Source organism: Actinomadura xylanilytica (assembly GCF_030283145.1).
GTDB classification, from domain to species: Bacteria; Actinomycetota; Actinomycetes; order Streptosporangiales; family Streptosporangiaceae; genus Spirillospora; species Spirillospora xylanilytica.
In genome coordinates, this window is the sequence record NZ_JASNWE010000001.1 from 2,378,428 (window position 1) to 2,400,867 (window position 22,440).

The 22,440-nt window shown below is 73.9% G+C and carries 19 protein-coding genes and 2 rRNA genes; 11 read left to right on the forward strand and 10 right to left on the reverse strand.

From position 1 onward, the window contains the following. Positions 1 to 144 precede the first annotated feature (144 nt). The 5 genes from QP090_RS10965 to QP090_RS10985 all read left to right on the forward strand — a co-directional run bounded on the left by QP090_RS10965 (position 145) and on the right by QP090_RS10985 (position 5,314). A complete protein-coding gene (locus QP090_RS10965) occupies positions 145 to 543 on the forward strand; it encodes a hypothetical protein (RefSeq protein WP_285938513.1) in 399 nt (132 codons plus the stop codon). Positions 544 to 612: 69 nt separating this feature from the next. Further along, a complete protein-coding gene (gene serC, locus QP090_RS10970) occupies positions 613 to 1,749 on the forward strand; it encodes a phosphoserine transaminase (protein ID WP_285938514.1) in 1,137 nt (378 codons plus the stop codon). A gap of 63 nt (positions 1,750 to 1,812) precedes the next feature. Next, positions 1,813 to 1,944, forward strand: a complete 132-nt coding sequence (locus QP090_RS10975) for a hypothetical protein (protein WP_285938636.1) — start codon at positions 1,813 to 1,815, stop codon at positions 1,942 to 1,944. Further along, positions 1,941 to 2,996: a hypothetical protein gene (locus QP090_RS10980; RefSeq protein ID WP_285938515.1), complete on the forward strand. Its 1,056-nt coding sequence runs from the start codon at positions 1,941 to 1,943 to the stop codon at positions 2,994 to 2,996. Before QP090_RS10975 ends, QP090_RS10980 begins: the two co-directional genes overlap by 4 nt. 110 nt (positions 2,997 to 3,106) lie before the next feature. Next, on the forward strand, positions 3,107 to 5,314 hold the full coding sequence (locus QP090_RS10985) for a hypothetical protein (protein WP_432763022.1): 2,208 nt from the start codon (positions 3,107 to 3,109) through the stop codon (positions 5,312 to 5,314). A 42-nt stretch (positions 5,315 to 5,356) separates the two neighbouring features. Here the strand turns inward: QP090_RS10985 and thpR are convergent, their stop codons facing one another. The 3 genes from thpR to QP090_RS11000 all read right to left on the reverse strand — a co-directional run bounded on the left by thpR (position 5,357) and on the right by QP090_RS11000 (position 7,979). Continuing rightward, entirely contained in the window at positions 5,357 to 5,920 is a 564-nt protein-coding gene (gene thpR, locus QP090_RS10990; protein WP_285938517.1) for an RNA 2',3'-cyclic phosphodiesterase, read from the reverse strand. Positions 5,921 to 6,033: 113 nt separating this feature from the next. Then, positions 6,034 to 7,281 (reverse strand): MFS transporter, encoded by a 1,248-nt coding sequence (locus QP090_RS10995; protein WP_285938633.1) that lies wholly within the window; start codon positions 7,279 to 7,281, stop codon positions 6,034 to 6,036. Between the two features lie 230 nt (positions 7,282 to 7,511). After that, complete coding sequence (locus QP090_RS11000) at positions 7,512 to 7,979, reverse strand: MarR family transcriptional regulator (RefSeq protein WP_285938518.1); 468 nt, start codon at positions 7,977 to 7,979, stop codon at positions 7,512 to 7,514. Between the two features lie 219 nt (positions 7,980 to 8,198). Between QP090_RS11000 and QP090_RS11005 the strand changes: the two genes are divergently transcribed. Continuing rightward, on the forward strand, positions 8,199 to 8,468 hold the full coding sequence (locus QP090_RS11005; protein WP_285938520.1) for a DUF2530 domain-containing protein: 270 nt from the start codon (positions 8,199 to 8,201) through the stop codon (positions 8,466 to 8,468). A 63-nt stretch (positions 8,469 to 8,531) separates the two neighbouring features. On the opposite strand, the gene QP090_RS11010 is transcribed toward QP090_RS11005, so the two are convergent. From QP090_RS11010 to QP090_RS11025, 4 genes are all read right to left on the reverse strand, one after another. Further along, entirely contained in the window at positions 8,532 to 11,837 is a 3,306-nt protein-coding gene (locus QP090_RS11010) for a sacsin N-terminal ATP-binding-like domain-containing protein (RefSeq protein ID WP_285938521.1), read from the reverse strand. Positions 11,838 to 11,847: 10 nt separating this feature from the next. Beyond that, positions 11,848 to 12,687: a DUF3027 domain-containing protein gene (locus QP090_RS11015; protein WP_285938522.1), complete on the reverse strand. Its 840-nt coding sequence runs from the start codon at positions 12,685 to 12,687 to the stop codon at positions 11,848 to 11,850. Between the two features lie 193 nt (positions 12,688 to 12,880). Continuing rightward, the gene (locus tag QP090_RS11020) at positions 12,881 to 13,276 is read right to left on the reverse strand and encodes a cold-shock protein (protein WP_285938523.1); all 396 of its coding nucleotides are present in this window, start codon (positions 13,274 to 13,276) and stop codon (positions 12,881 to 12,883) included. A 239-nt stretch (positions 13,277 to 13,515) separates the two neighbouring features. Continuing rightward, positions 13,516 to 14,172: an HAD family hydrolase gene (locus QP090_RS11025; RefSeq protein WP_285938524.1), complete on the reverse strand. Its 657-nt coding sequence runs from the start codon at positions 14,170 to 14,172 to the stop codon at positions 13,516 to 13,518. Positions 14,173 to 14,529: 357 nt separating this feature from the next. Here QP090_RS11025 and QP090_RS11030 point away from each other — a divergent pair, with 357 nt between their 5' ends. Then, positions 14,530 to 14,976 carry a hypothetical protein gene (locus tag QP090_RS11030; RefSeq protein WP_285938525.1) on the forward strand — a complete coding sequence of 149 codons (447 nt, stop codon included), beginning with the start codon at positions 14,530 to 14,532 and terminating at the stop codon, positions 14,974 to 14,976. Positions 14,977 to 15,028: 52 nt separating this feature from the next. Here the strand turns inward: QP090_RS11030 and QP090_RS11035 are convergent, their stop codons facing one another. Further along, complete coding sequence (locus QP090_RS11035) at positions 15,029 to 15,520, reverse strand: GNAT family N-acetyltransferase (protein WP_285938526.1); 492 nt, start codon at positions 15,518 to 15,520, stop codon at positions 15,029 to 15,031. A 166-nt stretch (positions 15,521 to 15,686) separates the two neighbouring features. Here QP090_RS11035 and QP090_RS11040 point away from each other — a divergent pair, with 166 nt between their 5' ends. From QP090_RS11040 to QP090_RS11055, 4 genes are all read left to right on the forward strand, one after another. Then, the gene (locus tag QP090_RS11040) at positions 15,687 to 16,304 is read left to right on the forward strand and encodes a TetR/AcrR family transcriptional regulator (RefSeq protein WP_285938527.1); all 618 of its coding nucleotides are present in this window, start codon (positions 15,687 to 15,689) and stop codon (positions 16,302 to 16,304) included. Between the two features lie 400 nt (positions 16,305 to 16,704). After that, a complete protein-coding gene (locus QP090_RS11045) occupies positions 16,705 to 19,128 on the forward strand; it encodes a helicase-associated domain-containing protein (RefSeq protein ID WP_285938528.1) in 2,424 nt (807 codons plus the stop codon). 246 nt (positions 19,129 to 19,374) lie between these two features. Next, positions 19,375 to 19,824 carry a hypothetical protein gene (locus QP090_RS11050; RefSeq protein ID WP_285938529.1) on the forward strand — a complete coding sequence of 150 codons (450 nt, stop codon included), beginning with the start codon at positions 19,375 to 19,377 and terminating at the stop codon, positions 19,822 to 19,824. Between the two features lie 325 nt (positions 19,825 to 20,149). After that, positions 20,150 to 21,802, forward strand: a complete 1,653-nt coding sequence (locus tag QP090_RS11055) for a DNA repair helicase XPB (protein WP_285938530.1) — start codon at positions 20,150 to 20,152, stop codon at positions 21,800 to 21,802. A 101-nt stretch (positions 21,803 to 21,903) separates the two neighbouring features. Here the strand turns inward: QP090_RS11055 and rrf are convergent. After that, positions 21,904 to 22,020: ribosomal RNA gene (gene rrf, locus QP090_RS11060) — 5S ribosomal RNA — on the reverse strand. A gap of 180 nt (positions 22,021 to 22,200) precedes the next feature. Continuing rightward, a 23S ribosomal RNA gene (locus QP090_RS11065) occupies positions 22,201 to 22,440 on the reverse strand; the annotation flags it as partial.

The following is a 22,440-nucleotide window of genomic DNA, read 5'->3' on the forward strand; positions in this document are numbered from 1 at the left end:
CCGCTTCCCCTATGTCGCCCCCCGACCACTCTTTTGGTGTTCCAGCCTCCTGTCCGTAGGACGCCGTGCGTAGCGAAAAAGATCGAATCTTCTTCAATTCGGCCCGCCGCCCTTACGAAGGATGCGCTTTGTCATGATTGCGCGGTGAGCACCGACGAGCCACTAGAAGGGGACATCGGACCTGCGGCCCATATCGGCCGTGCCACCGCCGCGTCCGATGATCCCGGTGTACCCGGCGGATCACCCACCGGTGGCCCCACCTGGGACGAGCGGCGGCGCGCGGAGGCGGAGGAGCTGCTCCGCTACGAGGCCGAACGCCAAGAGCGGCGGCGCCGCGCCAACGCCGTTTCCGGACGCATCGCCTTCGGGATCGCGGCCGTCCTGCTGGCGTTCCTCGCCTACGACTCGGTACGCACGGCCACCGAGGCGCACACGCGCGGTGACGACTGGGTCTACCCGCCCGCCGTCAATGCCGGTATCTGTGGAATCGCATTGATCGTCCTGGCCGGATGGGCGATCCGGCGGCGCTCGCGGCGACGGTGACCGACACCTCACGTCTCGGCATGTGAACCCGGCGGCGATCTCCAGTGCAGGTCAAGTAGCCTGCTGCGAGTGACCGACAGCGCGAATCCAGCCATTGTCATTCCCGCCGAGCTCAAGCCCGCCGACGGCCGCTTCGGATGCGGCCCGTCCAAGGTGCGGCCCGAGCAGCTCGCCGCCCTCGCCTCCTCCGGCTCGACCTACCTGGGCACCTCGCACCGGCAGAAGCCGGTGAAGTCCCTGGTCGGCCGGGTCCGCACCGGCCTCGCGCAGCTGTTCTCGCTGCCCGAGGGCTACGAGGTCCTGCTGAGCAACGGCGGCACCACCGCGTTCTGGGACGCCGCCGCCTTCGGGCTGGTGCGGTCCAGATCGCAGCACCTGGTGTTCGGCGAGTTCTCCAGCAAGTTCGCCAAGGTCACCAAGGGCGCGCCGTGGCTGGAGGACCCGTCGGTGATCTCCGCCGACCCGGGCTCCCACCCGGTCGCGTCCGCCGAGGCCGGCGTCGACGTCTACGCCCTCACCCACAACGAGACCTCCACCGGCGTCGCGATGCCGATCAAGCGCCCGGCCGGCACCACCGCGGACGACGCGCTGGTCATGGTCGACGCCACGTCCGGCGCGGGCGGCCTCCCCGTCGACGTCGCCGAGACCGACGTCTACTACTTCGCGCCGCAGAAGTGCTTCGCCGCCGACGGCGGGCTCTGGATCGCGCTGGCCTCCCCGGCCGCGCTCGCCCGGATCGACGAGATCGGCTCGTCCGACCGGTACGTCCCCGAGTTCTTCAACCTCAAGACCGTGGTCGACAACTCGGTCAAGGACCAGACCTACAACACTCCCGCCGTCGCCACGCTGCTGATGCTCGCCGAGCAGATCGACTGGATGAACGAGCAGGGCGGCCTGGCCTGGACGACCTCCCGCACCGCCGACTCCGCGCAGCGGCTCTACACCTGGGCCGAGAAGACCGCCTACACCGCGCCGTTCGTGGCCGACCCGGCGCAGCGGTCCCAGGTCGTCGGCACGATCGACTTCACCGACGCCGTCGACGCCGCCGCGGTCGCCAAGGCGCTGCGCGCCAACGGCATCGTCGACACCGAGCCGTACCGCAAGCTCGGCCGCAACCAGCTCCGCATCGGGATGTTCCCGGCCATCGACCCGGCCGACGTCGAGGCGCTCACCGCCTGCATCGACCACGTCGTCGAGCGCCTCTGACCCGTCCGGACGGGCGGCGGCGGTGGACCCGCCGCCGCCCGCCCGCAGGATGAGATGTAGATCATGGATGCCCGGTTCGAGGTGCGCGCCCGGCCGAATAAGCTCGGGACCGTGAACCGCGCGCCCCAATGGCTGCTTCCCACCGTGCTGACCGCGCTCGTCCTCGCCGTGGTCATCGGTGCGCTGCTGAATTGAACACAGCCGCCCGCGAGCGGGCCGTCCGCAGCCGGGCCGTCCGCGCACGCGCCGGCCGGGCGGGCGCGGCGTTCGGGGCGCTGGCCGTCGCCGGGACGCCGATGCTCCTGGCCGCGCCGCCCGCGTCGGCCGCGCCGAGCGCCGACCAAAAGATCGTCTTCACCGTCACCGATCCGCGGATCGGCGAGTCCAGCGGGCTGGCGACGAGCCGGCGGCACAAGGGCGTGGTCTACACCCACAACGACTCCGGCGGCCGGCCCGAGATCTTCGCGCTCGGCCCGGACGGCCGGACCCGCGCGGTGCTGACCCTGGCCGGTGCCGGCGCGCGCGACTGGGAGGCCATGGCGATCGGCGCCGACGAGCGCGGGCGGCCCGCGATCTACGTGGCCGACATCGGCGACAACCTCGGTGGCGCCTGGCCCTACGTCACCGTCTACCGGATCCCCGAGCCCGCCGTGATGCGCACCCAGACGCTGCGCGCCACCGCGTTCCGGATCAAGTACGAGGACGGGCCGCGCAACGCCGAGGCCATGATGATCAACCCGACGACCAACCGGCTCTACATCGCGTCCAAGCTGTTCTCCGGCAAGCTGTACGAGGGGCCCGCGCGGCTGAGCACCAAGGGCTTCAACACGATGCGCGAGGTCGGCGACGCCCCCGCCATCGCCACCGACGCCGCGTTCGCCCCCGACGGCCGCAGCTACGTGATCCGCACCTACTTCGGCGCGCGCGCCTACGCGGTCGGCGCCGACGGCCGTCCCGGCCCATCGCTGCGGTCGGTGTCGCTGCCCTCGCAGAAGCAGGGCGAGTCGGTGACCTACACCGCCGACGGACGGTCCCTGCTGGTCGGTTCCGAGGGCACGAACCAGCCGGTGTACCAGGTCTCCCTCCCTGAGAAGGCGCGGCCGGCCGCCTCGCCGTCCCCCAAGGCGGCCGGGGACGACAACGCCGACCAGGGGCACCGCGAGGGTAAGGGCCCCCGGGTGGGGCTGTTCCTCGTGCTCGCCATCGCCGCCGTCGTCGGGTACGGGGTGATGCGGAGACGCGCGTGACGGGAGTGCACGCCCGCACCTGACCGGCACGCTGGAACACGGTGACGGGCGCGGATCGGATCGCGGAAGGAGTCGACGGGCCCGCGGGGACCCGCGAGAGGATGCGGACTGTGGAGCAACAGCTGGAGGGCCTGCGCGCACCCGGCGGGCGTTGGCGTCCCATCGCCGCGGGGCCGTTCGCCCTCCTGGCGGTCGCGCTGGCGCTGGTGCCGATCCGTCCGGTCTGGCTCTGGGCGGCGCTGATCGCGGCGGTGGCCCTGGCCCCCTGGCTGCTGGGCGCGGCCCCCGAGATCCACGGCCGGCGCCCCCGGCCCTACTGGCGGCTGTCCGACCAGGGGCTCGAACGGGTCGGTTCCGGCGGGACGAGCCTCGTCCGGTACGAGCGGTCCCGGATCGAGGGGCTGGCGATCACCAGTGGCGACGGCGCGCTGACGGTGTTCCACCGGTTCGGCCGCACGTCGGCGGGCGGGCTGACGGCGATGGGCCTGGAGCCGCTGGCGCTGTTCGTGACGGCCCGGCGCCTCGGCATCCCGGTGCACGTCCTCGACGGCGACAGCGCCGACCTGCTCGATCCCGCGGTGGACGAGGCGCTGCGCGCCCCCGGCCTCGACGACACCCCCGGCGCCGGCCGCCTCCCCCGCGACCACACCGCCGAGCAGCGGCTGCTCGACCAGGAGGCCGAGCTCCTCTCCGCCGCGCACGAGCCGCCGCGCGAGCCGCGCTCCCTCCTCACCGCCGGCACCGCGGAGCGATCGCCCGCCGGCGGCGCCGGCCTCGACGCGGCGGTGCGGCTGCGGACCCCGGCGCCGCTGCCCAGCCGCCGCCGCATCGCGACGCTCGGCACCCTCACCGGCCTGCTCGGCGCCGTCATGGTCGTGCGCGTCGCGATCGAGGGCACCGTCGGCTTCGGCGCCCGGCTCGCGGCCGGCTGCTGGGCGCTGGCCGCGATCACCGGCGTGCTCGCGGCCCGCCGGCGGATGCTGCGCACCGCCCGGGTGGACTGGACGATCACCGCCCGGCGGCTGCGGGTGCGGGGCCGTGCCGGGCGGCGCGGCCTCCAGGAGCTCCCGGCGACGCGCGTCGCCGCGCTCGTGGTCGGTCCCGGGCTCGGCACCGATCCGCTGACCGGCGAGCCGCAGCGGGCCGATCCGGCGGTGCTGGCCTTCGACCACCGGCTGGCGCTGATCGCCCGGCTGCCCGCGCACGGGCTGGACGCCTTCCAGCTCACGCACGCCCTCGACGACCACGGCTACCGGGTGATCACCCCGTCGGCGCGGGTGCCGCGCCCGCCCGAGTACGGCCTGGAGGGGCTGCCCGAGATCTTCGCGCAGGTGCCGGGCGGGCGGCTGGTGGTCGCCGAGGGCGGCCTCGGCTGGGCCGACGCCGCGGGCGACGTGGTGCTGCGCATGCCCGAGGACCGGATCGGCGGGATCGAGCTGCTGACCATCGCCGGGCACGCCTGGGTCCGGCTCTACGACTCCGACGGCGACGAGTTCTTCGCCGCGCCGCTGTCGACCCTGCGGATCTCCCGCACCGACCTGCGCGAGACCGCCCTCAGGGCCGGGCTCCCGGTCACCGACGCCGAGTACGACGCCTACCTCAGCGCCGCGTTCCACGCGGCCGTCTCCACCCTGTCGGCGACCGCCGCCGAGCCCGCTGTGGAGGCCGAGCCCGCCGCCGCGGCGGCCGTGGGGGCGCAGTCCGGCCCGTCCGAGACCGGCCCGACCGAGACCGGCTCGGGCGCGGGCGCGGGTGCGGGGGCGGGCGCCGCCGGGACCGGGGAGGCCGCCGGCCCCCGTCCCGTGCCCGGCATCGCCGCGCCCCCCGGGCCGGTCACCGCGCCCGGCGTGCAGCTCGACGCGACCCGGCGGTCCCGGCTCGGGACGTACGGGATGAGCCTGCTGCTGTGCGAGGCGGTCGCGCTGGTCGGCGCGATCTGGCTCGGTCCCGACCTCGGCGGGTTCGCCGCGACGGCGGTCTGGTCGCTGCCGGCCGGGCTGCTGATCGGGCTCGGCGGCTACTGGCTGTACGACCGCAACCGCGCCCAGCTCCGGGTGTCCCCGGCCGGGCTCGCGGTGATCACCCGCCGCGGCCGGGTCGAATGGGACCTGGCCCGCGACCGGGTCGGCGGCGTCGGCATCGACGAGTCGAACGAGCGGATGCCGCGGCTGGTGGTCTGGGGACCGTCCGGCCGAGTGCTGCGGCAGGTCTCGTTCCCTCCCGACCTCGATGAGCTGCGCCGCGCCTGCGAGCGCTTCGGGCTCCCCTGGGGCCCGCCCGACGCCGATCGTCCCGCTCCCCCGCCGCCCGAGCTCTGACCCGCGCCGGGCCAGGCCCTCGAAGGGGACCAGGGGCTGGGGTCAGCGCAGTGACCAGGTCTTCATGGACTCGTACTCCACCTGGCCGTGCAGCTTGCCCGGGGGGTGGCTGCGCATCAGGTGGACGGCGTCGGCGGTCCACGCGGTGCCCGCGAACGTCGACAGCCCCTCCATCACCGGCCGCACGTCCGCGGGCTGCCGGGAGCGGGCGAGCGTGAGGTGCGGCCGGAAGGACGGGTGCTTGTCGGGGAGCGTGCCGGCGCGCCGTCCGGCGGCGGACGTCGAGGCGGCCAGCCCGGCCAGCCCGCGCCGGTCGCCGTAGAGGCCCGTCCACAGCACCCGCGCGTGCGCGCCGTTGCCGGGGAAGGCGCCCGCGCCCGCGAGGGACAGCGACAGCCGGCCGTGCCGGGCGACGGCACGTTCCAACCGGGGCAGCAGACGGTCGAGGGTGCGGTCGTCGACCGCGCCGAGGAAGCTCAGCGTGACGTGGATCAGCTCCCGCCGGATCCACGCGAGTTCGGGCCCCTCCGCCTTGAGGGGCGCGACGGCCTCCTCGACCTCGTCGAGGACGACCGGCGGCGGTACGAGCGCCACGAAGAGTCTCATGGACAGATCCGGAGAGCCACCCGATCAGCTTTTCAGCCGGTACCGCACGTTGTCACGTGCACGGAGCCGAACATTGCCGTGCACCCGGCCGCCCCGTCGCCCTCACCTGCGCGTCACGCCTTCGCCAGGCGGCGGCGCGGGTGCAGCACCCGGGCGAGCGCCGGACGGACCGTTCCACGTGGCGCCGCCACCAGACCGACCACCAGCGTGACCATGACCGCGATCGCGCCGCCGAGCACGATGCTCAGCCGCGGTCCGAACTGCTCGGCCATCCAGCCGACGGTGGGCGCGCCCAGCGGGTTGGTCCCCAGGAACACGAACATGTAGAGCCCCATCACCCGGCCGCGCATCTCGGGCGCCACGCCGAGCTGCATCGTCGCGTTCGCCGCCGTCGTGAACGTCATCAGCGCGATCCCGGTCGGGACCAGCAGCACCAGGAACGACCAGTACGTCGGCATCAGCCCGGTGCCGACCTCCAGCACGCCGAACAGCAGCGCCGCGACCAGCAGCAGCCGCAGCCGCGGCCGGGTCGCGCGGCGCGCGGCCATCAGCGCGCCGGTGAGCGCGCCCACCGCGAGCATGCTCGACGCCAGCCCGAACGAGGACGCGCCGGTGTGGAAGACCTCCCGGGCGACGAGCGCGGTGGTCATCTGGAAGTTCATCCCGAACGTGGCGACGAAGCCGACCAGGACCAGCACCAGGATCAGGTCGGGCCGCCCGCGCACGTAGTGCAGCCCCTCGCGGAGCTGCCCCTTGGCGCGCTTGACCGGCTCGGCCACGTGCAGCTCGCTCTGCCGCATCGCGTACAGGCCGAACAGCACGGCGCCGAACGACGCCGCGTTCACCAGGAACACCGGCCCGCTGCCGAGCACCGCGATCAGCACCCCGGCCACGGCCGGGCCGAGCAGCCGGGCGCCGTTGAACGTGGCGCTGTTGAGCGCGATGGCGTTCGGCAGGTCCCGCTTGCCGACCATCTCCACCACGAACGACTGCCGGGTGGGGTTGTCGACGACGGTGGCGAGCCCGAGGCCGAAGGCCAGGATGTACACGTGCCAGACCTGCGCGCTGCCGGTGATGGCCAGGACGCCGAGGATCAGCGCGAGCGCGCCCATCGCCACCTGGGTGATCATCAGGACCCGGCGCTTGGGGTAGCGGTCGGCGATGACCCCGCCCCAGAGTCCGAAGAGCAGGAGCGGCAGGAACTGGAGGCCGGTCGTGATTCCGAGCGCCGTCCCGCTGCCGTGCGCCAGTTCGAGGACGAGCCAGTCCTGGGCGACGCGCTGCATCCAGGTGCCGGTGTTGGAGACGACCTGGCCCGCCGCGAAGAGCCGGTAGTTGCGGACCCGCAGCGAGCGGAACATCCCGCCGGCGCGAGCCTCCTCGGGTTCCTCGGGTTCCGCGGGTCTCTCCGGTCCCTCGGGTCCTCCGGATCCCTCGAGCACTCCGGATTCCTCGGGCCGCCTGGGCCGTCCGGCCACCCCGTCGGTCTCCTCGGCGGCGACGATGGCCTCGGCCTCCTCGACGAGGAGGCCGGCGCTCTCGCCTGTCCCGCCCGGCGCCGCGGCTCCGGGCAGGGGGGAGCCGGAGAGGGTCAGGACCTGCTGAGCTTGTCGAGGATCGGTGCCGCCTTGCGCAGGATCTCCCGCTCGTCGGCGGTCAGCTCCCCGAGCCGCCGGGACAGCCACGCCTCCTTGCGGCGGCGCTCCTCCTTCAGCAGGGAGCGTCCCTCCTCCGTCGCGCTCAACACCACCTGGCGGCCGTCGGTCGGGTGCGGGCTGCGCACCACCAGCGCCCGTTCCTCCAGGAAGGCGATCACCCGGGTCATCGAGGGCGGCTGCACCTTCTCGTGGTCGGCCAGCTCGCGCGGCGTCATCGAGCCGTTCCGCTCGATGGCGGCGAGCGCGGCGAACTGGGTGAGGGAGAGCGGGCCCGCGGATCCGCCGTCCGCCGCGGTCCTCAGGGTGCGCAGGCGGCGCGACAGCCGGGCGATCGAGATGCGCAGCTCCTCGGCCAGCCCCGGGGCCGGTGCCGCGCGGTTTCTGGTCGGTGGCGTTGTCATTGTCGTTCGCAGAAGTCATTGCTTTTGCTAACGATACGTCGGCGGAACCTATTCCGCCAGATCGCCGGCGCGGGCAGTCCGGTCCGATCCGGGCACGGCGGCCCGGCGCGGCGTGGACGACTTCACCCTCCGATCGCTGGTTGGTCTGCCTCCATGGTCCCATGACCGCCCGCTGACATGCGAAGCCGCGATCACGGGGGCGCCGCGTAATCTGGGCGCATGACCCGAGCGCGCCGCCCCGATCCACCGCCGATGCGGACCAACGACGTGCGAATCGCCATGGCCGGGACGGCCGCGTGGGCGGCGGCGCTGATCGTCATGCTGATCATCGGGCTGCCCGAGAGCGACCGCTGGTGGCTGTGGACGTGCGCCGCGGGCATCGTGATCGGGCTGTTCGCCGTCTGGTACATCCCCAGGTTGCAGGCCGGACGGGCCCGCCAGGAGGCCGACCGCGCCGCCGCCCGGAACACCGGTGGCGAGAGCGCCTGACCCGGGCCTGACGGGGCTTGACCGGGCCTGACCCGGTCCGGGCGCTCGCGGCGGCGCCGTGGGTCATGGGGTCAGGTCGGCCTCGGCGAGCAGCACCGGCAGCGCGTCCGGGTCGCGGAGCACGGCCTCGACCAGCAGCCGCTCGGACCACCGGCCGGCCGACCACGCCAGCGCCCGCGCCAGCCCCGCGTGGCCGCTCGCGTGCACGGCGTCGGGCTCGCCCTGCTTCCCGGGCCCGCCCCACCACCAGGGCACCGGCTGCCCGTCCACGATCAGCCGCTCGTGGGCGGTGTAGGTCTCGGGTGCGTCCGGCAACACGGCCCGCACCGCGTCCGGGACGGCCCGCTCCGCCCCCGCCGACTCCACCACGCCGGGGATCTCCTCCCCCGCGGCGGGCAGGTCAAGCAGCTCGGCCAGCCGCCCGTGCCGCCCGTACCCGGCGATGATCAGCGGCTGGCCGGGCAGCAGCGGCAGGACGTCCGGCCGGTCCAGGACCAGGGCGTCCGCGGCCTCGACGACCTCGACCTCGCCGTCCACCAGCGCCCGCACCCGCTCCGGCGGGTCGATCCGCGGGCCGGGCCCGCCGGTTTCGTCGAGAATCTCGGCCAGGACGGTCCACAGCCCGCCAAGCTGCGCGCGGGTCACCGTCCGGGCGGGGTCTGCGAGCCGGTCGAGGAGCTCCTGGACGCCGCCGGGCTCGTCGAGCAGGTCGGCCAGGGACGTCCGTACGCCCAGCGCCAGCAGCAGGCGCTCGTCGAGACCGTCCGGAGCAGCGTCGTAGAGCCCGCTCAGCAGATCGGCGCCGCCCGCGCCCTCAGGGTCGTCCGGTAGACGGAACTCCCCGGGGAGACGTCCGTCCAGTACCGGACGGGCCCGCAGCCACCACGCCGTGTAGGAGGGGACCACGGCCCGCCGTCCGTCGTGCAGCGCCACGTGCGCGGGTTCGGTGATCGCGGCCCGCCACGGCGGCCGGGCCAGCAGGCGCAGGGCCGCGCCCCAGTCCTCGACGAGCTCGAGGTCGCGCACGGCCTGGAACTCCGGCAGCAGCGGCGGGAGGTCCTGCTCGCCCAGCCGGGTCAGGACCTCGTCGGCCCAGCGGTCCTCGTCGTCGAGGTCGAACGCCTCGGCCTGGTCGGCGAGCCCCATCAGGTTGACGTCCTCGCCGCGCACCAGCGCGAAGCCGTCGAGCACGCCGGCGGCGGTGAGCGGGTCCGGGCCCCAGCGTTCGAGCAGGTCGCCGTCGACCACGCCGAACGGGGCGTCCCCGGCCATCACCGCGCGCAGCGGGCTGCCCGGCAGCAGCAGCTCGCCGGCCGGATAGAGGTCGCCGTCGGCGCCCGGGAGCGCGAGCTCGGCCAGCCACGGCTCGTCGCCGGGGTCGATCCCGGCGGCGGCGACCAGGCCGAGGACGGCCTCGGCCACCTCGTCGGGGTCGTCGGCGTCGAACGAGCCCTCGGCCGCCGCCCGCACCGCCGGATCGGCGAGGACCGAGCGCGGCCCCGCCTCGACCGCGCCGAGCCGCAGCAGCAGCGGATGCGCGGCCTCGGGGTGGACGAAGCGCAGCCCGAGCACGCCGAGCGCCGACGGATCGACGCCGTCGCCCGCGATGAGCAGCCCGCGCGGCCCCCGGACGACCCGTCCGCCGCGCGCGGCGCCGGCCCCTCCGCCCGGCCACCCTCCGCCCGGCCCCCAGGAGTCGGCTGCGGCGCTCGCGAGCGGAACCGGGAGGGCGCCCAGGGAATCGGTGGACGCGCCGTTCAGCGTCTCGTACAGGCCCCGCCACCATCGCGGCTCGCGGTCGAGGGCGGCGAGCTCGTCGATGACGTCGGCCATCTCCACCCGCCGGACGCCGAGCGCGGCCAGCGCCGGATGCCGGGCGGGCCAGTCGGGCGGCAGCAGCCCCGGCATCACGGCCCCGCCGTCCAGGGGCTCGCCGTCCAGGGGCTCGCCGGAACCGCCCTCTCCACTGCCGCCGCGCCCGCCGAGCAGCTCGATGAGCGCGGACGGGCCGTCGACGGCGACCGCGTCGCGGCCCCGGACCCGGCGCGGCCCCTCGAGATCGTCCTGCGGGTCCACGCCGGCGGCGGGCAGCAGCGGGGCCTCGGGCAGGCGGTCCAGGACGGCCCGCCGCAGCCGCGCGTCCAGCTCGCCGGCCCCCACCGGGCTGGGGACCAGGTCCAGGAGCTTCGGGCTCGTCGGCTCGTCGAGCAGCAGCCGCTCGTACGCCTCGGCGGCGCGTTCGACCAGGTAGTCGGTGAGCGGGCCGGGCGCGACATGGCGGCGGTCGGGCGCGAGCGGGAACGAGGCGATCAGCAGCGCGGGCAGGTCGAGCCGCTCGTCGCTCGGGGTCGGCGCGTGCACGACGCGCGGCACGGCGGCCCCGGCGTCACGCGGGAGCGCCCAGCGCACCTGCCAGGCGGGACGGGCGCGTTCCTCCACGGGCCGGTCGGCGAGCAGCGCGGGCGGGATCGTGCCGTGCGCCTCGGCCGTCCGCCAGGGCTCGCCGTCGATGATCACCAGGCCGTCCGGGCCGCGCTCGGCGGTCAGCGCGCGCACCGTCCCGTCGATGTCGATCTCGACGGACTCCAGGGCGGGCAGCGCGAGCATCAGCGCCGGCCCGAACGCGTCGAGCTGCCGCCGGACGAGATCCGCCGCCCCGGCGTCGCGCAGCGGCAGCCGGACGGCCGTGGCGAAGCCGGACGGGATCTCGGGCAGGCCGGGACCGTCCAGCGGGAACGGGAGGCGCAGCAGCGGCACCTGCCCCTCGCGACGGTCGAGCTCGGCGGCGAGCGCGGGCAGCCCGGCGATCAGCGCGCGGGCGCCCGCCGCCGACCACTCGACCCCGGCCGCGCCGGCCCCGCCGGTCGCGCCGTCCATGGTCGTCTCCGGCGCGCCGGCACCGGCCGTGACCGACGCGATCGCGGGACGGTCGCTGACCGCCACCACGGCGGCGAACCCCACACCGAAACGCCCGACCGCGCCGGCGTCGTCGCGCTTCGCCGAGGCGCGCAGCGTGGACAGCGCCTCCACCCCGGCGGCGTCGAGCGGCGCCCCGGTGTTGGCGGCCGTCAGCACCGCACCGGTAGGCGCCGCGTCCGTGGCCACCGCGTCCGTGGCCACCGCGCCGGCCGCCGTGCGCAGGGTCAGCCGGAGCCGTCCGGGCACCCCGGCCCGGGCGGCCGCGTCGGCGGCGTTCTGTGCCAGCTCGACGACGACGCGGTCGCGATAGCCGCCGAGGGCCTGGTCCTCCTCGGCGTTGGCGTCCTCGCGGAACCGCGCGGGCGACTCGCCCCACGCCCGCAGCACCCGGTCGCGGAGGGCCCCGGTGCCGAACGGGTCGCCGCCCGGCGGCCCCGCCTGAGAGGTCATCGCCGGGCGCTCAGCTGTGCCCGAGGGCCTCTTCGGCCTCGGAATCCGCCGGCGTGTCCTCGGGCACGACGTCATAGCCCAACTCGTCGATCACCGGCGGGTTGTGCTCGGACACCGGCGGCACGACGACCGCCTCGGAGTGCGCGCCGCACCCGTGGTCGGCCGACACCACCCGGCCGTCGTCGGGCGCGTACTCGTTGGCGCACACGCCGAACACCAGCCGCATCTCGCCCGCGAGCGGCACGTAGAACCCGCACGTCGAGCACTGCGCCGGCGCGGACGCGGCGATCGGCGCGCGCGGCCCCGCGGTCCCCTCGTACCAGCGCTCGGCGGCCTCGTCGCGGCCCTCCCGGGACAGCACCCGGACCCGGCCGAGGCCGAGCTCCCACTGGTTCTCGTGGTCGGTGGCGTCGTCGACCTGGGTGTAGCCGGGGGCCAGCCGGACGTCGTCGGGGGCGGTCGGCAGCAGGTCGCCGGGGCCGAGGTCGCCCGGCCGCAGCCGCTCCAGCCACGGCACCCACGGCGGCGCGAGCAGCGCGCCGTCGTCGGGCAGGAGGACGACCTCGTCGACCGTGACGTTCTTGGCCCGCGCGGCGCGGGTCACCGTGACCGCCCACCGCCAGCCCCGGTAGGCGGGGTCGAGGCAGGCGAAGTCGTGCGTGACCACCCGGTCGCCCTCGCCCCGCAGGCCGAGGTGCTCGCCGACCCGCGTCGGCCAGGCCGTCTCCTCGGCGGCGTCCCTGGCCAGGTCGACGGCCTCCGCACAGGCGGCGTCGACGGCGGGAGTACGGGTTCGCCGCGTCGAGGCGGCGGCGGAACTCGCTGGGCTGGACTGACGGAGTGGGCTCACGGCTCAATTCTCGCCCATGGAAGGACGTGGCCGGGCACCACACCTCCCTCAACCGCCGTCAGGCCGCCGCTGACACGGGATCGGCGCAGGGGGACGGGCGTGGCGCACGGGAGGTGGGCCGGACGCGGATCAGAAAACGCACTCTCCGGTCGAGTCCCCGAAATCGGCCGTATCCGCGGCGGCCGCGCCAGGATCAGGAGTGCAGGTCGTCGGCGACCGCGCGCAGCACGATGGCGATCTTCTTGGCCTCCGCCGGGGCCGGGTGCTTGCCGCGCCGGTAGACGGTGGAGATGTCGTCGAGCAGCCGGATCAGGTCCTCGGTGATCACGACCATCTCGTCCGGCTTCTTGCGCTTCTGCTTGGCGATGGTCTTCTCGACCGACGGCAGGGTCTCCAGCGCGCGCAACGACAGCGCCTGCTGCCCGCGCCGCCCCTCGACCACGCCGAACTCCACCCGCTGACCGGGTTTCAGCGCCGTCAGCCCGCCGGGGAGGGCGGAGGAGTGCACGAACACCTCACCGCCGTCGTCGCGGGTGAGGAAGCCGAACCCCTTGTCGGCGTCGTACCACTTGACCTTGCCAGTCGGCACGGGGAGACCTCGATCAGTTCTCGTTCTGAATTGACCCCAAGATTAGTGCCTTGCCGCGTGCCGGTGAACACACCGGTGACGGCCGGGAACCACTGCGGGCCAACGGACAGAAGCTACCTGGAGCGCCCGGGAAGGGCATCCCATTATCAACCGGTACGTCCTCAGACGGCCGGCCGCCCGAATAGCGGATGATCAAGCAGGGGCCGGACCGCGCCGATCACGACGGGACGTCGAACGGTTCAGGCGCCGGAGTACTCGCCGAGCCACCCGGGAAAGGCCAGCAGATCGGGCAGGACGACGTCGGCGCCGTACGCGCTGAGCGCCGCCGAGTCGAACGAGCCGGTGGCCACCCCCACCGCGACCGCCTCGGCCGCGCGGGCCGCGTCCACGTCGCCGGTGTGGTCGCCGATGTAGGCGCCCACACCGTGCCGCCGCAGCGCCACGCCCTTGTCGGCGCCGAAGAAGCCGCCCACCACGACGTCCACCGGGAGCCCCAGGAACCGGACGGTGCGTTCGGTGTCGGCCTGGTTCTTGCCGGACACCACCACCGTCCGTCCGCCCTTGGCGCGCACCGCCTCCAGCGCCTCGGCCGCACCGGGCATCAGCACCGTCGCGGGGACGGCGACGTCGGCGTACATCGCGCGGTAGCGGGCAGCCATGGCCGGTACCTCACCGGACGGGAACCAGTAGGCCAGCTCCTCCTCCAGGGGCGGGCCGATGCGCGCCACCACCGCCGCAGTGTCGATCGCGACGCCGGTCTCGTCGGCGAGCGCGGCGTAGACGGCGCTGATCCCGGCACGGGTGTCCGCGAGGGTCAGATCGAGGTCGAACCCGAGGGCGAGGGCGTCGGGAGCGGAATCGCGGGCCGGGAATTCCGGCGAATCATGGTCCAGCACGTCCCACAGGGTAAAGGGGGGGGGTATGGCACAATCGCCGCCCGGGAGCACGTCCCGGATCCGGGCCCGGCGGGCGGCCGGCCGTGGCCGCCCCGGGCGCATCGGCCGCGCGCGTACCCGCGCTCTCCCGGTAGTGGCGATGCGACGGGATCCGAATGGGAGAGCGCGGGGTCCATTCGCGCGACGGCCGTCCGAGATAGCACCGACCGAAACTGGTTGTCCCGGTCGTCTGAAACAGCCACCTTGCGAGGGGGATATACCCGACCCTCCACCTACAAACCGCCTGACCAGGAAACCCCCGGACCGGACCCACCACCGGCCCGCCGCGTCCCCCGCCCCACCCGGAAAGAGGGCGACATGGCCGAAGACCGCGACCGTCCGACGACGCATCACCCCGGCAGCACCCCAGAGCATGGCCCCGGCAGCACCGCCGCGTCCCCTCCCGCGCAGAGCACCCCCGCACAGAGCACCCCCGCGGCACGGCGGCGGCGCCCCACCGCGGCCGGAGCCGCCGCGGCCCGCAGGCGCGCCGCCCGCGTGCTCGCCACCGCGGTCTCGGTCGTCACCACGGTCGTCGTGCTCGTCCTGGCCGTGCACATCGTGTTCGTGGCGTTCGAGGCCAACACCGCCAACGACCTGGTCCGCTGGACCGGGGACCGCGCCACCGACCTCGCCTGGCAGTTCAAGGACGTGTTCCAGCCCAGGGACCACAAGGTGGAGGTGGCGGTCAACCACGGGCTCGCGGCCGTGGTCTACCTGGTGGCGGGCCGCATCCTGGTCGGCCTGATCCGCCGCCTCGGCTGACCAGGCCCGCCGGACCGGACGGCCTCAGCCGGATCAGGCGGCCTCAGCCGGATCAGGCGGGGTCGCCGCGTCCGGGGAAGCGCACGACCTCGAACGGCCAGGCCGTCGTGGCCCACTCCCGGACGAACGTCTCCAGTTCCCGCTCCAGCCCCGTCTCCTCGGCGTCGGCGCGGACCCAGAACACCACGACCGCGTCGGCGGCGGAGTCGTCGGACGGCGCGACGTGGATCCGGCCGAGCTGGCGCTCTTCGTCCGGCGTCGTCACGACGTAGCTGAACGACCGCCGGAGCTGGCCCTCCTTCTGGAGCCAGGCGACGTCAATCAGCGCCTGCTCGAAGGTGAACTCGCCGTCGGGCCAGCCCCACTCGGGCCCGAACCTGCCCTGGAGCCGCTCCAGGCTGCCCACGACCGCGCCGTAGTCCTTGACCACGTCGCTCACGGTGATCGGCCGGATCCGGAACCGCGGCCCAGCCACCAGGGTGGGGATCACGAAGTCCTCGGGGAGGAAGGCCCCCCGGCCGTCCTTCCGCGGAGACACAAACATCCTCGACCCTTCCGACGGCGCCCTTCCGGCGACAGGGCTCGAGGGCATGAACTCTAGCCGTCCCGTGCCCGACGCGAGCCCGATCACGAATTCGGGCGCGCCGGTGCCTCGACAGGGCATGTCAGGCCCCTGATGCCTTAGTGTTCTTGCGGAGGAACACATCACCATGACGTCATCCACACGCGAGCGGATCGTGGTCGAATCGCTCCGGTTGTTCGCCGACCGGGGATACGCCGCCACCTCGGTCGCGGAGATCGAGGCCGCGGCCGGCCTGTCACCGGGAGCGGGCGGGCTCTACCGCCATTTCCGGTCCAAGCAGGAGGTGCTCGCCTCCGGCATCCGCGAGCACATCGAACGCACCCGTCACCAGATCGACGACGTGATGCAGCAGGCCACCGTCTACGAGGACCGGCCGCTCGAGCAGCGGCTGCGGATGACGTGCCAGATCGGGCTGGCCAAGATGCGCGAGGAGCAGGACCTGATCCGGGTGCTGTTCCGCGATCTCGACCAGTTCCCCGGCCTGGTCGCCGAGATGCGCGAGGGCATCGTCAACCCGCTCTACGACAGCATCGCCACCTGGCTCGCGACCCAGCCCGAGTTCGAGGGCTCCGACGAGGACTGGCCGGCGATCGCCTCGATCCTGGGCGGCGCGGTGGTCAACTACTGGCTGGCCAACGAGGCGATGTACGAGCCGCCGACCCGCATCGACGAGAAGCGGTTCGTGGCGAGCTGGGCGCGGCTCGGCCTCGGCCTGGTGCACCTGGAGCCCGCGCCGGCGCCCTGACCCGTGCCATCCGCCCGAGGCGGTGGCGCGCCGAAACCATGCCCTCCACGTTCCCGCGGTCGCGGCCGACGGCCCGGTCCCTGGCCGCAACCGGCCTTCCACAAACGACGCGTCCGCCCTCAAGGTGGACGCGTCGTTTCCCCTGGACACGTGTGCTTTACCGGGTGCGCCGCCACCACGGGTATCGTCCAGACGGCGGCGCACCCGGGAGCCCAACGCGGTGGGACCCGCGGTCACGCCCCGATCAGCGCCGATCCGCCGCATCACGCGCACCGCGCGGGTACGGCCTGCGTACCGCACCGCGCATACCACCGCCTCGCTCCGGACGTGCGCTCCGGGCTCCTACGCTGATAGGTGCCCGGCCGGACAGGGTGCACGCGACAATATGTTGGGGAGCGGCATGGAAACGTACGCGGACTGGCTGCGCGCACGCGGCGACGACGAGCTTCGTGCGCTGCTGTCCGCGCGGCCCGAGCTGATCGCGCCCGTCCCCGCCGACCTGACCGCGCTCGCCGCCCGCGCCGCGACGCCCACCGCGATCTCCCGGGCCCTCGACCGGCTCGACCGCTTCACCCTGGCCACGCTGGAGGCGCTGCTCGTCCTCCCCGCCCCAGTGAAGCCCCGCACGCTGTCCTCCGCACTGGGCGCCACCGCGTCACAGTCCGGCGCGGCCGTCGAGAAGCTCCGCCAGTACGGCCTCGTCTGGGGAAAGGCGTCCCCGACGACCGCTCCCGGTGTACGGCAGGGGCTGCCGCACCCCGCAGGGCTGGGCCCGCCCGTCCAGGAGGTCTTCGCCGGCTACAACTCCGAGCGGCTCACCCAGCTCATCATCGATCTCGACGGCGCCGAGCCGCGCGGCTTCCCCGACTCGCCGCGGCTGCTGCGCCGCCTGGCCGAGCTGCTCGCCGCCCCCGAAGCACTGATCCGCGACGCGGGCCCCGAGGCGCGGGCGGCCCTCGAGCAGCTCGCGTGGGGTCCGCCGGTCGGACGGGTCGCCGACGCGCGCCGTCCCGTCCGGATCGACACCGCGACCACCCCGATCGAGCGGCTGCTGGCCCGCGGCCTCCTCGCCGCCGAGGACGACCGCACCGTCAGCCTGCCCCGCGAGGTCGCTCTCCACCTGCGCGGCGGACGGCTCTTCCGGGACGTCAGCGCGCAGCCTCCCCCGCTCGCCGCCCCCGCACCCGCCCCCACGCGCGCGCAGGAGCAACAGGCCGGATCCCGAGGACGGAGCACCCCGCCGCACCGCGAAGACCTGGTCGTCCGCGCCGCGGCGGGCGAGGCGTTCAACGCCGTGCGGCTGGTCGAGGAGCTGCTGGAGCGGTGGGGCCTCGACCCGCCGCCCGTCCTGCGCAGCGGTGGCCTCGCAGTCCGCGACCTGCGCTCGGCGGCGCAGCTCCTGGACGTCGAGGAGTGGCAGGCGGCCGTGCTCGTCGAGATCGCCTACGCGGCGGGCCTGCTGACCCGCAGCGGCGACCTCGACGGCGAATGGCTGCCGACCCCCGCCTACGACCTGTGGCTCATGCGCGAGACCGCCGGCCGCTGGGTCGAGCTCGCGCGCGGCTGGCTCAAGTCCGACCGGGCCGCCGGCCTCGCCGGCGAACGCGACGACCGCGACCGCCTGATCAACGCGCTCAGCGAGGCGATGGTGCGGGTCAGCGCGCCCGCGACCCGGCGGGCGACGCTGCGGGTGCTGGTCCAGGCCGAACCGGGCGTCGCCGTCGACACCGAGCGGCTCCGGGCCCGGCTGACCTGGCTGTACCCCAGGCGCGGCGGCCCGCTGCGCGACCGGCTGATCGCCTGGACGCTGCGCGAGGCGGCGATGCTCGGGCTGACCGGCTTCGGCGAGCCCGCCCCGTACGCCCGCGACCTGCTGGACGGCGGCGACGCCGAACCGGGCCTGGAGAAGTTCCTCCCCGAGCCGGTCGACCAGATCCTGATCCAGGCCGACCTCACCGCGATCGCCCCCGGTCCCCTGGTCACCGAGCTGGCCCGCGAACTGGCGCTGGCCGCCGACGTCGAGTCCACCGGCGGCGCCACCGTCTACCGGTTCACCCCCGAGTCGGTCCGCCGCGCGCTGGACGCGGGCCGCACCGCCGGGGACGTGACCGGGCTGCTGGCCCGGCACTCCACCACCCCGCTCCCGCAGCCGCTCACCTACCTGATCGACGACGTCGCGCGGCGGCACGGGCATCTGCGGGTCGGGGCGATGGCCTCCTACGTCCGCACCGACTCCCCCGCCACGCTCGACGAGATCCTCGCCGACCGGCACGCCGACCCCCTGCGCCTCTACCGGCTGGCGCCCACCGTGCTGGCGTCCGGGCTGCAACGCGCCCAGCTCCTGGACGGGCTGCGGTCGCTCGGCCTGGCGCCGGTGGCCGAGTCCCCGGGCGGCGGCGTGATCATCACCCGGCCGGACGCGCAGCGCGCCGAGCCGCCCCCCACCGCCGAGATCGTCCGGCTGCGCCCGGACGAGTCGACCGACGCCTCGATGATCGCGGCGGCCGTCCGGGCGCTGCGGGCCGGCGACGAGGCCGCCCGGCACGGCGCCGAGCAGGCCCGGCTGCGCGCGGACGCCCCCGCAGGCGAGCCGCCCCGCTCCCCCGCGGCGGCCACCGTCGAGCAGTTGCGCGGCGCGGTCGAACGTGGCGGCCGGGTGTGGATCGGCTATCTCGACCAGCAGGGCCAGTCGTCCAGCCGCATCGTGGAACCGGTCCGGGTCGAGGGCGGCTTCCTGACCGGCTACGACGCGACCCGCGCGGCCGTCCACCGGTTCGCCCTGCACCGCATCACCGGGGTCGCCGAGCTCGGCGACGAGGACTGACCGGACCCCGCGTCCACTCCAGGCCATCGGCCGCGCACCCGAACCCGCAGCCCGTTTCGGTGATCCGACCAAAGGATGCCATGAAGCGGGCCCGCACCGGTCCTGCCTCAACGAAGCCCCAGTACTGAAGCAGGCAAATCGGATCACCGGCGGGTAATCTGCGCAGTCCGACAGGGTGGCTCCGGACGGGCGGCGTATCCCGGCCTGAGGCGGATCCCATCGAACCATTCTGTGAGGGAGGCCGCGATGAGCGGATACGGAGGGCAGCCGCCCCCCGGTTGGGACGACCCCTACAACCCCGGGGGCCAGGGGTCTCCCGGCTACGGAACCCCCGGGTACGGAGCCGGCGCCCCGGGGTACGGCGCCCCAGGGTACGGGGGGCCTCCCGGATACGGCCCGCCCGGCGTCCCGCATTCCCAGGGCGGGAGCAACGCCTCGGCCATCGTCGCGCTGGTCTGCAATGCCGTGGCCACCCTGATCTGCTGCAACCTCCTCACCATCCCCGGGATCGTGACGGGGGCGCTCGCGGTCGGCAAGGCCGCCACCGACCCGGCCGCGTCCCGGACGCTGACCATATGGAGCTGGGTGATCTTCGGGGTCTCCATGGCGCTCGGCGTGGTGCTCCTCATCCTGATGATCGCCACCGGCGTCTTCAGCGAGGACGAGTACCAGCCAGGCGGCACCACCGGTATCTGACACCACCTGCGTCTCACACACCGGCATCGCACACCACCGGACGGCAAAGTACCCGCACCGCCCCCTCCGGGCCCCTCTCAGGGCCCCTCGTTCTCGCTCCCCGGCCGGCCCGTCCACGCTCTGGCCGGTACTGCCGTTCCCCTCCCAGGACCGCACTGGGCCGCACTGGGCGGCGGGAAGACACCGGCCGTACGGGACGTTGGCTACATGGGTCCGTTTCAGACCGTCCGGCGCGCTGCCGGCCTCGGATAACCTGCACCCCCCGGGTGCCCGTTCTCCGAACGGACCATCGATCACCATCCACTTCTGACGGGGGCTGCATTTCGTGTCCGACGGTCCGCTCATCGTCCAGTCCGACAAGACCCTGCTGCTGGAGGTCGACCACGAGGTGGCCGACGCGTGCCGCAAGGAGATCGCCCCGTTCGCCGAGCTGGAACGGGCTCCCGAGCACATCCACACCTACCGGGTGACGCCCCTGGCGCTGTGGAACGCCCGCGCCGCGGGGCACGACGCCGAGCAGGTCGTCGACACGCTGCTGAAGTTCTCCCGCTACCCGGTCCCGCACGCGCTCCTGGTCGACATCGCCGACACCATGGCCCGCTACGGGCGGCTGCGGCTGGAGAAGCACCCCACGCACGGCCTGGTGCTGTCCTCCTCCGACCGCTCGGTCCTGGAGGAGGTGCTGCGCGCCAAGAAGATCAAGGGCATGCTCGGCGACCGGGTCGGCGCGGACGGCGTCGTCGTCCACCCGAGCGAGCGCGGCGCCCTCAAGCAGTCGCTGTTGAAGCTCGGCTGGCCCGCCGAGGACCTGGCCGGCTACGTGGACGGCGAGGCCCACCAGATCGATCTCGCCGAGGACGGCTGGGAGCTGCGCACCTACCAGCGGGACGCCACCGAGTCGTTCTGGCACGGCGGCTCGGGCGTCGTCGTCCTGCCCTGCGGCGCGGGGAAGACCATCGTGGGGGCCGCGGCGATGGCCCGCGCGGGCGCCACCACGCTGATCCTGGTCACCAACACCGTCTCCGCGCACCAGTGGAAGCAGGAGCTGATCCGCCGCACCTCGCTCACCGAGGACGAGATCGGCGAGTACACCGGCACCAAGAAGGAGATCCGGCCGGTCACCATCGCGACCTACCAGATCATGACGACGCGGCGGAAGGGCGCCTACGCGCACCTGGAGCTGTTCGACGCCCGCGACTGGGGCCTGGTGGTGTACGACGAGGTGCACCTGCTGCCGGCGCCGATCTTCCGGATGACCGCCGACCTCCAGGCCCGCCGCCGGCTCGGCCTCACCGCGACCCTGGTCCGCGAGGACGGCCGCGAGGGCGACGTGTTCTCGCTCATCGGGCCCAAGCGGTACGACGCCCCGTGGAAGGACATGGAGACGCAGGGCTGGATCGCGCCCGCCGACTGCGTCGAGGTGCGGGTCACCCTCACCGACTCCGAGCGGCTCGCGTACGCGACGTCCGAGCCCGAGGAGCGGTACCGGTTCTGCGCCACCACCGACACCAAGACCAAGCTGGTCCAGGCGCTGGTCGACCGGCACCGCGGCGAGCAGACCCTGGTCATCGGCCAGTACATCGACCAGCTCGACGAGCTGGGGGAGCTGCTGGACGCCCCGGTCATCAAGGGTGAGACGCGGGTGCGCGAACGCGAGCGGCTGTTCGACGCCTTCCGGTCCGGCGAGCTGAACGTGCTGGTGGTCTCGAAGGTCGCCAACTTCTCCATCGACCTGCCCGAGGCCAGCGTCGCGGTCCAGGTGTCGGGCGCGTACGGCTCCCGGCAGGAGGAGGCGCAGCGGCTCGGCCGGCTGCTGCGCCCCAAGGCGTCCGGCCAGGGCGCCCGCTTCTACGCGGTCGTCGCCCGCGACACGCTCGACCAGGACTACGCCGCCCACCGGCAGCGGTTCCTCGCCGAGCAGGGCTACGCCTACCGCATCGTCGACGCCGACGCCGTCTTCGCGGGCGACGACATCTGACCCGACCGTCCCTCCCCTTTCTCTGGCCCGACTGGAGGGCCTGAAAAGGGTCGGAGAAATGAGAAAGGCCCCGCCGAATGGCGGGGCCTTTCACAAAAAGAGTCCGGCGGTGTCCTACTCTCCCACACAGTCTCCCGTGCAGTACCATCGGCGCTGAAGGGCTTAACTTCCGGGTTCGGGATGGGACCGGGTGTTTCCCCTCCGCCATAACCACCGAACGACCAAACCCCAACCACCCAACCCAATCGGGTGGCGGGAAGTAATCGTCCAAGCAACCAAAGCTCAGAGCAATATTCACAAATCAAAACCCCGCATACGGGGGCGTGTTCCCGTTTGTTTTCCGGGAACTACACAGGGACGCGAACACCAAACGACAGCAGCAAAACATTCTAGAAGTGTTGTTCAAGCCGCTCGGCCTATTAGTACCGGTCAACTCCACACGTTACCGTGCTTCCATGTCCGGCCTATCAACCCAATGGTCTGTTGGGGGCCTTAACCCACCACAAGTGATGGGGGGGAGAACTCATCTCGAGGAAGGCTTCCCGCTTAGATGCTTTCAGCGGTTATCCCTACCGAACGTAGCCAACCAGCCGTGCCCCTGGCGGGACAACTGGCACACCAGAGGTTCGTCCGTCCCG

Excerpts from the sequence above, each read along its gene's own strand:
- QP090_RS11005 (WP_285938520.1), top strand. The coding sequence starts at position 8,199 with ATGACCCGAGCGCGCCGCCCCGATCCACCGCCGATGCGGACCAACGAC.
- QP090_RS11045 (WP_285938528.1), top strand. The coding sequence starts at position 16,705 with ATGGAAACGTACGCGGACTGGCTGCGCGCACGCGGCGACGACGAGCTT.
- QP090_RS11040 (WP_285938527.1), top strand. The coding sequence starts at position 15,687 with ATGACGTCATCCACACGCGAGCGGATCGTGGTCGAATCGCTCCGGTTG.
- QP090_RS11000 (WP_285938518.1), bottom strand. The coding sequence starts at position 7,979 with ATGACAACGCCACCGACCAGAAACCGCGCGGCACCGGCCCCGGGGCTG.
- QP090_RS11010 (WP_285938521.1), bottom strand. The coding sequence starts at position 11,837 with ATGACCTCTCAGGCGGGGCCGCCGGGCGGCGACCCGTTCGGCACCGGG.
- QP090_RS10995 (WP_285938633.1), bottom strand. The coding sequence starts at position 7,281 with ATGTTCCGCTCGCTGCGGGTCCGCAACTACCGGCTCTTCGCGGCGGGC.
- QP090_RS11035 (WP_285938526.1), bottom strand. The coding sequence starts at position 15,520 with ATGTTTGTGTCTCCGCGGAAGGACGGCCGGGGGGCCTTCCTCCCCGAG.
- QP090_RS11050 (WP_285938529.1), top strand. The coding sequence starts at position 19,375 with ATGAGCGGATACGGAGGGCAGCCGCCCCCCGGTTGGGACGACCCCTAC.
- QP090_RS11030 (WP_285938525.1), top strand. The coding sequence starts at position 14,530 with ATGGCCGAAGACCGCGACCGTCCGACGACGCATCACCCCGGCAGCACC.
- QP090_RS10975 (WP_285938636.1), top strand. The coding sequence starts at position 1,813 with ATGGATGCCCGGTTCGAGGTGCGCGCCCGGCCGAATAAGCTCGGGACC.
- thpR (WP_285938517.1), bottom strand. The coding sequence starts at position 5,920 with ATGAGACTCTTCGTGGCGCTCGTACCGCCGCCGGTCGTCCTCGACGAG.